This window comes from Robinsoniella sp. (assembly GCF_034124845.1).
Window position 1 is genome coordinate 7,941 of sequence record NZ_JAWYAJ010000517.1, and the last position, 12,316, is coordinate 20,256.

Sequence of the window (12,316 nt, forward strand, 5' to 3'; positions counted from 1 at the left end):
CACCTCTGAATTTCGGAATCCACTTACCGTCTTCCCCGACAAAATAGCTATTGATCCATCTGTTAGTCAGCATATTGCCTTTTGCTCCCAGATAGTAATCTCCTACCCAGCGCTTCTTCAGCATTTTGCCTTTTCTGTCGAAATAATACCATTTCTTATTGATCTTTTTCCACTTGTTTTTTACCTTTTTGCCGGAAACATAGTAATACTTTGTACTTTTAACTGTCTTCCAGCCAGTTCTCTTTGCCGCCTGTGCCGTGGAATCGTTTAATGCAAAACCGATCAATAAGCAGAATAGTAAAAGGATCATCCGCAATTGTGTCTTTTTCCTGTTGTACTTCAATGAATAGCTCCCCCTTTTTATTTCTATAGAGCATATTTAAAATATGCTCTTAGTAGATTTTAACAGAATTGTAACATTTTCGCAATAGCTTGAATACAATTTTGAGAGAGTCTGAACAGAAACTATGGAATAGCTCTATCTTATCTTACCGTTACACTAATTACTTTCTTTACCCCGTTGCACGTTACTGCTATTTTACAACTTCCTTTTTTATTAGCTTTTATCACACCCTTTGATGATACCGATGCAATTTTACTATGATCAGACTTGTAACGAATCTTGCCTGCTGGCTTTGCGGTTGCATGAATAGCAGCCTTTTTGCCTTTCTTTAATTTAAATGTATTTTTTTCTAATTTCAATCCCGGCTTCTTAACTGTCACATAACATTTTGCCGTTTTTCCATTTGCCGTTGCAGAAATTGTAGCTTTACCTGTTTTCTTTGCGATTACTTTTCCATTTTTAACCGTTACAGTCTTCTTATTACTGGTTTTCCAGGATACTTTTTTACTGCTTCCTGTAACTGTTGCCTTCAAAACCATACTGCTTTGGCCTTTTGTATAAAGTGTTACCTTTGTTTTACTAAGTTTGATGTTCGGTGCTTTAACAGAAATTCTGCAGCTTGCACTAACACCTTCAGCCTCTGCCGTAATCGTTACAGTTCCTGCTTTTCTGGCAGTTACTTTCCCCTCTGATACGGTTGCAATCCGGGCATCGCTTGTTTTCCAGCTGATTTTGCCTTGTATATTGCTGGTAATGGCATTTAAAGTAATGCTGGTTGTTCCTTTCGTATAAATAACTGCATTGGTCTTATTCAGACGGATACTAGGTACGATAACAGTCACTTCACAAGATGCCGAAACTCCTTCTACCTTTGCAGTAATATTTACCGTTCCTGCTGATATTGCCGTAACGGTTCCGTTTTGATCAACGCTTGCTACCTTAGGATTGCTGGAACTCCATGCTGCTTTCTGACTGGAACCGCTGATGGCAGCGCTTAAATTCACAGTATTGACGCTGTATAATTTTAAAACTGCACTGGATTTATCCAGCTTAATGGTAACCGGTATCTTTTTTAAACCATCTATTGCTTTTTTCAGGTCTTCTGCTGCCTTGCGGATATCCTCTTCCGTTGCTTTTTCATCCTGTAGTACTTCTTTTGCTTTTTTCAGATATCCCTGCATATTGCGATAGCTGGATTCTTCCCAGCCTTTAGCTGGTATGCTGTCCGCCTGACTAATCAGTGCACTCAGACCAGTCTTATCTGGTTTTGGCGGTTCCGGTTCCAATTCTCCTTTTATGATACGGATTTCTGCTGCAGAAGCAAACTGTTTGCCTGGGGCATCCGGCAATGCCTCCTTTACCTGTAGTTTAACATTAGTTGCCTCAACACCGTCAAAAGATGCTAATTTCCAGGTCGTATTCTTTGACCATTCTCCTTGAACTACCTTGGAATAAGTTTTTCCATGATCGTTACTGATATAAATTTCGTAAGAAGTGATTATGCCATTCACTCCCCCGCCTTGTCTAGGCAGGTAACGAAGCCCTCCTACTGCCTGTTTCCGACCCAGATCAATGTCAATCCACTGTTCACTCCTGTCTGAGCCTGCCCAGGCTGTATGCCAAATTGTTCCGGGATTATTATCAAGTACATTTGAAGCCGGTCCCTCGCTTCCCGACTCTGACTGAACATTTCCCGCTTTCACACTTAATCCCTCTAACGGTATATCCAAAGAGTCGTCACTTGTCCCATACAATTCATCTATCAAAAGAGAGTACTGTTTCAGCAGATCCTGACTAATTTCCCTCACATCCCCTATTTCCTCCGTAGGATATGCCGTATGGTCTGTGCTCCAAACAACTTCTTTTTCCTGGATCTCTGCTTTTATTTTAGGTGCCATTTCTGTATTAAATGCTGCTGCATTCATATTTTTGTCCAGAGCCTGTTCCAGATATTTAGCAAATACTTCCCATCGCATTCCATAATAATCACGCATTAAGCCGGATAGATGGCGGTTGCAATAATCGGTAAGACTTGTCTGGGTAGGATCGTCTAACACCCAGTATGTGCTGAACGTACGCTCTAACTGTTCATAAAATTTTTTGTCTGACTGGGTCACACCCCTGTTTTTTGCTCTTTCAAGGCGAGTACCTAACATAAATTCCTTATCTGCTGCTAATATTTTATCCAGATCATTACAAATCTGAATCATTTGGTTTACATATTTCATGGCAGCTTCTTTATCACCACTGTCAAATGCCGGTTTAATATTCCCATAGACATCTCCTGAAATATCCGCCAGGATCTGCCTTGTTATATCAACCATATCATATTGGAACTGAGGCGTAAGCGTTTCCATTTTATCAGCCGCTTTGAGCATAGCTTTCCATGCCGGAATCAATTCCTGCGTCTGATACATCTTGGCATTGCTTCCATATGTCCTGGCAATTGCTCCAGATAATTTCGGATAAGCATTTACCAGCGTCTGTGTTGGTCCATCATAGCTTACAAATCCTTTATAAACTGTCCCGCACAAGATATCCCATACCTGCTCCAGATCCTCTTTTGCTTTTTCATAATTCTCTGCGCCATATCTGCGTTTAATATAATCTGATATCCATTGATCCATATCCGGCACTTCAGACCTCCAGGTCATCTCTGCCATCATGGCATATAGTGCCGGGTTTGTATCTCCTCCTTCCGGTGAAATAGAAACACCTTTCATATGGTTGGCTGCTTCTTTTGCTGTAAGAACATCCGAAGCCAGTCCTTTCAGATCTCCTTCTATTCCCGTATTTCCGCCAAAGTTAAACAACATGGACCATAGCCACGGATTTTCGCCAAACTCATTATTCGAATTCCATTTTGGCCTGTTTTCTGCGCTTAAATCAATAAACATAAGACGACCTTCGTCGTAATACTGCGGCAGCCAGCTTTGATATCTCCATGAAGTCTGAAGCCAGACAGCATCCGGATTTAAATTCATCAGCTGATCGTTTATTTCACGGAGCACTTTTTGAGGAAATGCTTCATTCTGTACGACAAATCCCTGCTCGCCTACCAGATCCTTATATGTGTACTCCGGGGTACGTCCCCACTCATTAAACCCTAAAACTTCCAGTAATGAATCATAGTATATATCTGAAATTTTTACAAATTTCTCTTTCATTTCCTCTGCCTTTGCTGCATCTGAGCCGGCAACCTCCGGGCTGATAAATACTCCCTGGGGAAGGTTGATCCATTTAGCCGCCGGATATAGCAGCATCTGATCAAATACAGATCCCTCCAAGGATATTGTCATCTTTGAAACAGCACTGCTTCCATAATACTCATCACGCTGATCCGGAAACATAAAAGGAACCTGTCCGATAAAGGGTCTGATTTCCGGCTCCATTCCAGCCTTAAAAGCCATATCCACCACTTTTTTAGCAAGCATACCTTCCTGATTGATTGCATCCAGAGAGATTTCATATTTTCCTTCATACTGTTCCGTTCCATTGCTGTATCGCTGTAGTTCACTAATCGCCTCATCGTTCAGTCCAAGTTCGTCTTTTGCTTGATACCAGATGGCATGTTCTCCCAAATCCATAAGAAACATATTAAATCCATTCATTGACATCCAGTCAATTCTGCGCTGCCATTCTTTTTCCCCATAGAGATCTGCTGTATACTTATATTCACAGTTCTCATTAAAATAATGACGATATTCATATGGAAAGACTATACGAACAGGTTCATCCACTGCAGGCATTACTTCCGGAAGCTCCAGACTGTAGTCTCCTACATATGGGAAATCCAGAAATGCATAATATTTTAAATAATAATTAAATGCTGTTGCAAGGGAAACCCCATTATTACCTTTTAATACCGGTTTTCCCGCATTTTCACTCCAGCTCACTTCATATACGTCATATCCTGTAGCTTCATCTGCCGGAATAGTTTCAACTATAAATTTTTCGCTGCTTCCATTTCCAGTGATTCGATCAATCAGATTTCTGGTTTCATAAATGGGAATAAGAGAAGCTTCTTCAAATTGTCTCCGAATATTTTTCAATTCCTTTTCCACATTTGCAAGCTGCCCACCCGTTATTTCTGAAGATAATTTTGCTTCTATATTATTTAGCTGCATATGAAACTCTTCTAATGCCCCAGCCTTATAATCCTCCTGCTTTGCTGCGTCTGCAAGCTTCTTTGCATTTTTCAGGCGGACTCTCGTATCCTGTTTATCTGTATCTGTTGTAATTTTAGGAATTACCTTAACCACGCATTGTGCCGTTTTTCCACCATATTCTGTGGTCGCTGTAATCGTAACCTCTGCCTGTTCCTCCCCTTCTGGAAGTCCCTTAACTTTTATTGTTCCATCATTGCTGACGGTCAGAATGGATTCATCTGATGATGTAAAGTGAACATTCTTATTTGCTATATATTCAGGAAGTACCGTCGCCGTTAATTTCCTTGTTTCTCCTTCCGCCAGTGTCATGGTATCATGATCCAGCATGATCTGTACATCTTCTTCTCCCACTGCTGTTCCCACTGTCAATTCATCAATTACATAAGATGAGGAGGCCTCCATGATGTATATACGAATTGCAGTTCCTTTTACCGGAGTTTCAAATGCAACAGACTGTGTTTCGGATACATTTGTATTGGTAGTCCATTGCATGGTATATTCCTTCCCGCTGTCAATTGGGATCCACGCTCCATCTCGATCTCTATAATCTACTTTAATCCGTTTGATATTCTGCCCCGTTGCCCACCATGTCTGGAAAGTCAAAGATTCAAATACCAGTTCCGTTGTTCCATAATCCAGTTCCAGATATACTTGCTCACCTGTTCCGGAACCTTGAAAATGGCTTTCCAACAATAAGTCCATCATATAGGCAAGAGGGGTGGAGGCACTGCCTGTATAGGTAATTTCCGGCTTGTTCTGGGCTATTTTAAAAGCAAATAATCCGTCTTCCAGCATCTGCTGCGCATCCTGCACTGCTCCTGTTGATGCCGCCATATTGCCTGCCGTCTCCGCTGCTTGTGCTATAATTTCCTGGAATGCATCAATGGATTCCTGACTGTATGTCAGCGGTGTGTCCCCAACATTTGCTGCATTCAAAAGAACTTCAGCCTGACGGAGCTGCTGATTGAGTTCTGTTGTGCTGGTAAGCAGCGAACGCTTCAAATCACTGCTCAAAGATAGAATCTGACCATCTATGACAGCACGTTCATCCTGTGTTTCCGGTACACCCTGCATATTTACTACCTGCATACCCAGGTCAAAAGTCTCTAAAGAAGAGGGTCTCCACTGTCCGATGTCTTCTCCTTTATTACCTTCTGCCTCTTCCCGCATAGCTTCTGCTTCTGCCTTCAGCTGTATATAATCTTCTTCCTTCGTTGGAATGTATAAAAGCCTCATCTCTGCTGCTGCTTTCACATTGGAAACAATCTTTATACTGCTTGCCCTGACCGGCTCTTCAAAGGTTAAATACCAGGTTCCCAGTTTTTCTGTAATTTCCCCCTGAATAACAGGTGTTTCATTGTATGTAACTCCATCTTCACTACTGTATACCTGGTAATCGGTCATTACACCACCAATATTATTATCCTGGCGTGAAACATATTTTAATCCGGTAAAATATTCGAGATTACCGTCCCTCGTCTTCATGGTAATTTCTACAGAATCCGGTGCATTATTCCAGGAAGCTTCCCATCTGGTATCTACATTACCATCTAACATTTTCTCAGGGCCTAATCCGCTTTGGACGCTGTTTGCTTCTACTACAGTTTGATCTGCTGAAAATACAAGATTTCTGTCATTATTTTCCCACACATACGGAGCGCTTGCTTCTGACGCTTTTACTTTCATCATACTGTCTTGCATATTTACAGCGGGTGATATCAGCATACTTGCGAGAATCGTTCCACTGATCATCTTTTTTATTATCTTCTTCATTTCATTCCTCCTCGTCGTATCATAGATATTTTACTAATATTTGTTGATTGTTATTATGGATAAAAATAATGTATTTTCATTTTTATTTACAGCAATTTATCCTGTTTTGAACTTGTATGCACCTCCTTTTCTTCAATTATCGTTATTTTTTATATTTTCGATGTAGTCTACATGTATTAATTATACATAATATTCAATTTTTTTCTTGTCAAAACGCGACCTGTTTTATTCACATATTGTAAAAAAAGGATCAGTTTTAAAAGAGACTACAGAAATCTATCAAAATAAACATTTTTATCTAAGATATTATATAGCCATACCTTCATTCTTTATGTTATAATAAAATCATGTAACGAAAGGAAAAGTAAAGATTATGAATAAATTTCAGTTGCAGACAGATTGTATAGATAAATTTTTAGATTCGAATATTATTCAAATTGCCAATATTCAACATCGGGATGGTCCTTATTTTTTTCCAAAACATTTACATAATAATTTGGAAATTTATCGTATTTTGGATGGCAGTTGTCAGATGGAAATTGGAAATACGTGCATATCCTGTTTAAAAGATGACTTTATTATGATATTGCCTAATATTGCACATTCACTGACTCTGTTACCGGATTTCTCCTGTACATTTGAACATATTCATTTTTCATCTATGGAATTAAATCAGATTTCACTAGAAAAGTATATTGGTTCACCGGTTACATTATTGGACACTCTCGTATACTTTTTTACATCATACTATCAGATTCCATCAGATTCTTTTTTATCAAGCAGAATTCGTTCTATTATTTCAGAAATGGAAAAACCTGCACTATTTTCACAGATACAGATGAACTTACAGATTCTTGAGATATTAATCCATCTTCTCCAATCATCAAAACGAGATTTTTCTAATTTGTCCAGCAAAAATTCCACTCAGAATCTGTATGTTTTAACTGCTTTACAATATATTGAAAAAAATTATGCATGCAAAATTCAAATTACAAATATTGCAGACGAAATACATATCTCCCCTCGTCATCTTAACAAACTGTTCAGTAAATATACACACATGAGCTTATTGAGTTATATTAACGTATTTCGCATGAACGAGGCTGTAAAATTAATGTCCAATCCACGCCTGACTCTTGCCGAAATAGCCTCTATGGTAGGTACCAATGATTCACAGCATTTTTCCAGATTATTTAAAGATATTATGGGAAGTTCCCCAGGACAATATCGAAAGACTCTGATTAACGAAGATTTGAAGGACGGTAAAAAAATTTAACCGAATCCTGAACAACATAAAAGCCTCACAAACAATTCTTTAAAATTGTTTGTGAGGCTAATTTATTACCTTTGAGCCAGTTCTTTTGTAATATCTTCCCAGGTAACGCCTCGCTCAACCATGAGCACCATTACATGATACAGGAAATCTGAAACCTCATACTTAATTTCTTCCGGGTCCGGATTTTTGGCTGCAATTACAATTTCCGTTGCTTCCTCGCCAACTTTCTTAAGTATTTTATCGATTCCCTTATCGAAGAGGTAATTTGTATAAGACCCTTCTTTCGGATGGTCTTTCCGGTCCTTGATTACCCCATATACATCCTCGAATACTTTCATTGGATTGGTATTGTCATATTCTTTCTTCACCAGATCCCGGTAGAAACAGCTCTGGTGCCCTGTATGGCAGGCTGCTCCCACCTGGGAAACTTTCGCCAGAATTGTATCATTATCACAGTCGATACGAAGTTCTTTCACATACTGCAGATGTCCGCTTGTAAGCCCCTTTGTCCAGAGTTCATTACGGCTTCTGCTCCAGTATGTCATTTTGCCTGTCTTGATCGTGGTATCGAATGCCTGCTCATTCATATAAGCCATCATCAGTACTTCCTGGGTCTTATAATCCTGAACAACTACCGGCATCATCCCATCGGAATTCAATTTAAAATCCGACCAGTTCAGGGCGCTTTCATAAGTATTCACCGTAATGCCGCGCCTCTTCAGTTCTGACTTTAATTCCATCAGGTCAATGGCTGGATCTGATAAAAGGTTGCCCGATACCCCGGATACCTGCTCAATGGATAACAGGGCAATCATTTTTTCCTTGTCAAGCAGGGAAAGAATCGGAACTGCGCCTACGGATACGGCACTTACTGCCTCGTACAAATGAAGGTTGTCACCCAATAACAGTACTTCACTTGTATAGGTCTCCAAAAGCTCTTTCTGTTCGTTTAACAATGCAAAATTATCTGCACATGCCGCAATTTTCTCTCTTCCAAAGCGTTTTGATACTTCCGGCATTAAATCCAGATTGCTTTTCTTTGCCATATTTAAAAAGGCTTTTTTACAGCCGGCATAGATCAGTTTTTTTACATCTTCCACTCTTTTTATATTTCCGCCGCCCAGAATGGGAATATCTATTTCTCTGGAAATTTCTTTGATGAGCTTTAAGGACTGATCATGTTCGCTGTCCGTGTTGGATAAATCAAAAATAATCAGTTCATCCGCACCATTATTGCTGTAATGCTGGGCGAGCTTCACCACATCCCCGTCAGCAAATACGCGGTTATCCAAAAACCCGGTTACGGCAATTCCATTCTTAATAAAAATATGAGGTATTAATTTCTTATGTATCATTACAAACTCCCTTTCGTCGATAACACGTCCATTATTCTGGAATCATAAGTAACTGCTTCATCTAAAGCCTTGGCAAACGCCTTGAACATTGCTTCCGCCATATGGTGGTTATTCCCCGGCGTCAAGACCTTCATATGCAGGTTCATTGCCGCCGCATAGGAAACTGCATAGAAAAACTCTTTTACCATCTCCGTATCCATGTCTCCCATACGGTCTGATGTAAAAGCTGCATCGTAGGACAGATACGGCCTGCCGCCTAAGTCAATGGCGCAAAGCACCAGGGTTTCATCCATGGGAAGAATCCTATCCCCATAACGGCGTATCCCCTTTTTGTCCCCCACAGCTTCCCGGATAGCCGTACCCAGTACAATTCCGGTATCTTCGATAGTATGGTGGCAGTCCACGTCCAGATCACCGGTTACCTGGACCTGAAGATCAAATAATCCATGCCTGGTGAAGCCATCCAGCATGTGGTCAAAAAAACCGATGCCGGTATGGATATCTGATTTCCCCGTGCCGTCCAGATCCAGGGTAAGACTGATCTGCGTTTCCCGGGTGTTTCGCTCTATTGTTTTTATCCTGGTCATATATGCCTCCTATTTTTCAAAGCGGACTTTAATAGAATTCGCATGGGCGGTGAGCTGTTCCGCTGTTGCAAATTTAATAATGTCCTCATGAATTGGTTCCAGCGCTTCTCTGGAATAATAAATAATACTGGATTTTTTTATAAAATCATCCACGCTTAAAGGGGAAAAGAACTTTGCAGTGCCATTGGTAGGCAGTACGTGGTTCGGTCCTGCAAAATAATCACCCAAAGGCTCGCTGCTGTACTCTCCGATAAAAATAGCTCCCGCATTTTTAATCTTGGTCATCACCTGGAAAGGATCTTTTGTAACGATTTCCAGATGTTCCGATGCAATTTCATTGACCGTATCAATGGCATCTTCCATATTTTCCGCCACTAAAATATAGCCGTAATTATCAAGGGATTTTTGAATAATCTCTTTTCTGGATAATTCTGCAGTAAACGCATCCACTTCTTTAGACACTTTATCTGCCAGTTCACGACTGGTTGTAATAAGAATTGCGGAAGCCATCTCATCATGCTCCGCCTGGGATAACAGGTCGGCTGCAACAAATCTGGGATTAGCTGTCTCGTCTGCGAGAACCAGAATTTCACTGGGACCTGCAACAGAGTCAATGCTCACATGCCCGTAGACTGCTTTTTTCGCCAGCGCCACATAAATATTGCCGGGTCCTACAATTTTATCTACCCTTGGAATGCTCTCCGTACCAAATGCAAGTGCCGCAATTGCCTGGGCGCCGCCAGTCTTATAGACTTCATCCGCACCAGCCTCATGGGCTGCCACAAGGGTGGAGGGATTAACCTTACCATCTTTACCGGGAGGGGTAGTCATAATAATCTTCTCTACGCCTGCTGCCTTAGCAGGCACAATATTCATTAAAACAGAAGACGGATAAACTGCCTTGCCTCCCGGAACATAAACCCCTACCTTTGACAATGCTGTCACCTTTTGGCCCAGCATCGTTCCATCGGGTTTGCTGTCAAACCAGCTGTACTGGCGCTGCTTTTCATGATAGGAGCGAATATTTACCAGGGCCTTTCGGATCACCTCTACCAGGCTTTTATCCACCTGTTCATATGCTTCTCTGATTTCCTCTTCCGTCACCCGGATATTCTCAGGACCTATATCTGCTCCGTCGAAGCGCTTTGTATAGTCAAAGACCGCCTGATCCCTGTTATTTTTAACATTCTGGATAATTTCTGCAACACGGCCTTCAAACTCTCCATAGCTGTTAGGACTGCGCTTCAAGAGGTCTTCCAGTACATTCTGCATGGTATCCTTCGTCAATTCAACAATTCTCATAATAACCTCCTACGTTTTTCTGATCTTATAAGACTGCTTTTAAATCGGTTAAAAGCTTCGTAATTCTGTCATTTTCCATCTTCATGCTCACCTGGTTCACCACTACCCTTGCAGATAACGGACAGATCTCTTCTAAAATCTCCAGCCCATTCTCCTTAAGCGTGGAACCCGTCTCCACAATGTCCACGATCACTTCCGAAAGTCCCACAATGGGAGCTAACTCAATGGAGCCGTTCAGTTTAATGATTTCTACCGTCTGATGCTTTTTATTATAAAAATAATCTTTTGCAATATTCGGGTATTTCGTGGCAACCCGGATCAATTCCTGATGCTTTAATAATTCCTTTGCAGATGCCGGACCGCAGACACACATCCTGCATTTGCCGAATCCCAAATCCAGAACTTCATACAATTTTCTCTGTTCCTCAGCGATGGTATCTTTTCCTACAATACCGATATCAGCCGCACCATACTCTACGTAAGTAGGTACATCAGGTCCTTTTGACAGGAAGAACTTCAGCTTCAGTTCTTCATTTACAAAAATCAGCTTCCTGCTGGTTGGATCTTTCATTTCTTCACAGGTGATTCCTATTTTTTCAAAGACCTCCAGGGTCTGTTTTGCCAATCGTCCTTTTCCAAGGGCAAACGTTAAATATCTCATCATCATCCTCCAGTGCTGCATTCACTGCAGCTTTATATAAGGCGGGTGTGAAATGTTTTCTTCACACTCTTTCCTCCAGTGCTGCATATACTGCAGCTTTATATAAGGCGGGTGTGAAATGTTTTCTTCACACTCTTTCCTCCAGTGCTGCATATACTGCAGCTTTATCATTCTATGACAATAGCGCCATAAGTCCCGCCGGTTTCGCTACCTTCGTTTCGGTGTTTACAGACAGAATTCTATCCTTATCTTCGAAGTACAGGATCTCATTAATACGGCTTCGCCTTGCAAAGGTCAGATAATCCTCTAAGTCCAGGCTTTCCTTCTGACAGATCAGTTCCACATAATTATTCTCTATCCGAAGATGCTTCGCCAGTGTAATCGCTTCTTTTCTCTGCTCTTTTTTGTATAAGATCAAGCGGTTTACCTGCTCTGACGGTACATCTATTTTCTGTCTGGAAAGGGCTGTCAGAAGCTGATCCACAACCACGACAAACCCAATTGACGGTGCATCTTTTCCGAAATGCCCCATCATATGGTCGTAACGTCCCCCTTTTACGATGGCATCGCCTGTTCCGAAGGTATAACCCCGGAAAATAATGCCGGTATAGTACATATATTTACTGATCATCCCCAGATCAAAGGAAACATATTTTTCCACACCGTAATATTTTAAAATTCCATATAATTCTTCCAGTCTTGCAATTGCCTTTAAGGCTCCCTGGTTGGATGTAAGGAGTTTTGCACGTTCCAGTGCATCCACGGTTCCAAACAGCTGAGGCAGAGTTGCAAACACATTCTTTAATTCTTCACTGATATTCTGTTCGGACAGCAGCTCTTCCACGCCAAA

Annotated in this window: 7 protein-coding genes and 1 pseudogene; 1 reads left to right on the plus strand and 7 read right to left on the minus strand. The window is 41.0% G+C overall.

All coding sequences use genetic code 11. From position 1 onward, the window contains the following. Window positions 1-343, minus strand: a pseudogene (locus tag ACH2DQ_RS25620) (hypothetical protein); the annotation flags it as partial. A gap of 140 nt (window positions 344-483) precedes the next feature. Then, window positions 484-6,285 carry an alpha-N-acetylglucosaminidase C-terminal domain-containing protein gene (locus ACH2DQ_RS25625; protein WP_394911208.1) on the minus strand — a complete coding sequence of 1,934 codons (5,802 nt, stop codon included), beginning with the start codon at window positions 6,283-6,285 and terminating at the stop codon, window positions 484-486. Between the two features lie 373 nt (window positions 6,286-6,658). Between ACH2DQ_RS25625 and ACH2DQ_RS25630 the strand changes: the two genes are divergently transcribed. Further along, the gene (locus tag ACH2DQ_RS25630; protein WP_394911207.1) at window positions 6,659-7,561 is read left to right on the plus strand and encodes an AraC family transcriptional regulator; all 903 of its coding nucleotides are present in this window, start codon (window positions 6,659-6,661) and stop codon (window positions 7,559-7,561) included. A gap of 65 nt (window positions 7,562-7,626) precedes the next feature. Here the strand turns inward: ACH2DQ_RS25630 and hisIE are convergent, their stop codons facing one another. The 5 genes from hisIE to ACH2DQ_RS25655 form a co-directional block, all read right to left on the minus strand. Next, window positions 7,627-8,916, minus strand: coding sequence for a bifunctional phosphoribosyl-AMP cyclohydrolase/phosphoribosyl-ATP diphosphatase HisIE (hisIE, locus tag ACH2DQ_RS25635; RefSeq protein ID WP_394911206.1), 1,290 nt, complete (start codon window positions 8,914-8,916; stop codon window positions 7,627-7,629). After that, window positions 8,916-9,503: an imidazoleglycerol-phosphate dehydratase HisB gene (gene hisB, locus ACH2DQ_RS25640; protein ID WP_394911205.1), complete on the minus strand. Its 588-nt coding sequence runs from the start codon at window positions 9,501-9,503 to the stop codon at window positions 8,916-8,918. Before hisB ends, hisIE begins: the two co-directional genes overlap by 1 nt. A 9-nt stretch (window positions 9,504-9,512) precedes the next feature. Beyond that, window positions 9,513-10,805 (minus strand): histidinol dehydrogenase, encoded by a 1,293-nt coding sequence (gene hisD, locus ACH2DQ_RS25645; RefSeq protein WP_394911204.1) that lies wholly within the window; start codon window positions 10,803-10,805, stop codon window positions 9,513-9,515. Window positions 10,806-10,830: 25 nt separating this feature from the next. Beyond that, window positions 10,831-11,466 carry an ATP phosphoribosyltransferase gene (gene hisG, locus ACH2DQ_RS25650; protein WP_394911203.1) on the minus strand — a complete coding sequence of 212 codons (636 nt, stop codon included), beginning with the start codon at window positions 11,464-11,466 and terminating at the stop codon, window positions 10,831-10,833. 172 nt (window positions 11,467-11,638) lie between these two features. After that, a partial coding sequence (locus tag ACH2DQ_RS25655) for an ATP phosphoribosyltransferase regulatory subunit (RefSeq protein WP_395028629.1) occupies window positions 11,639-12,316 on the minus strand: 678 nt, incomplete at its 5' end.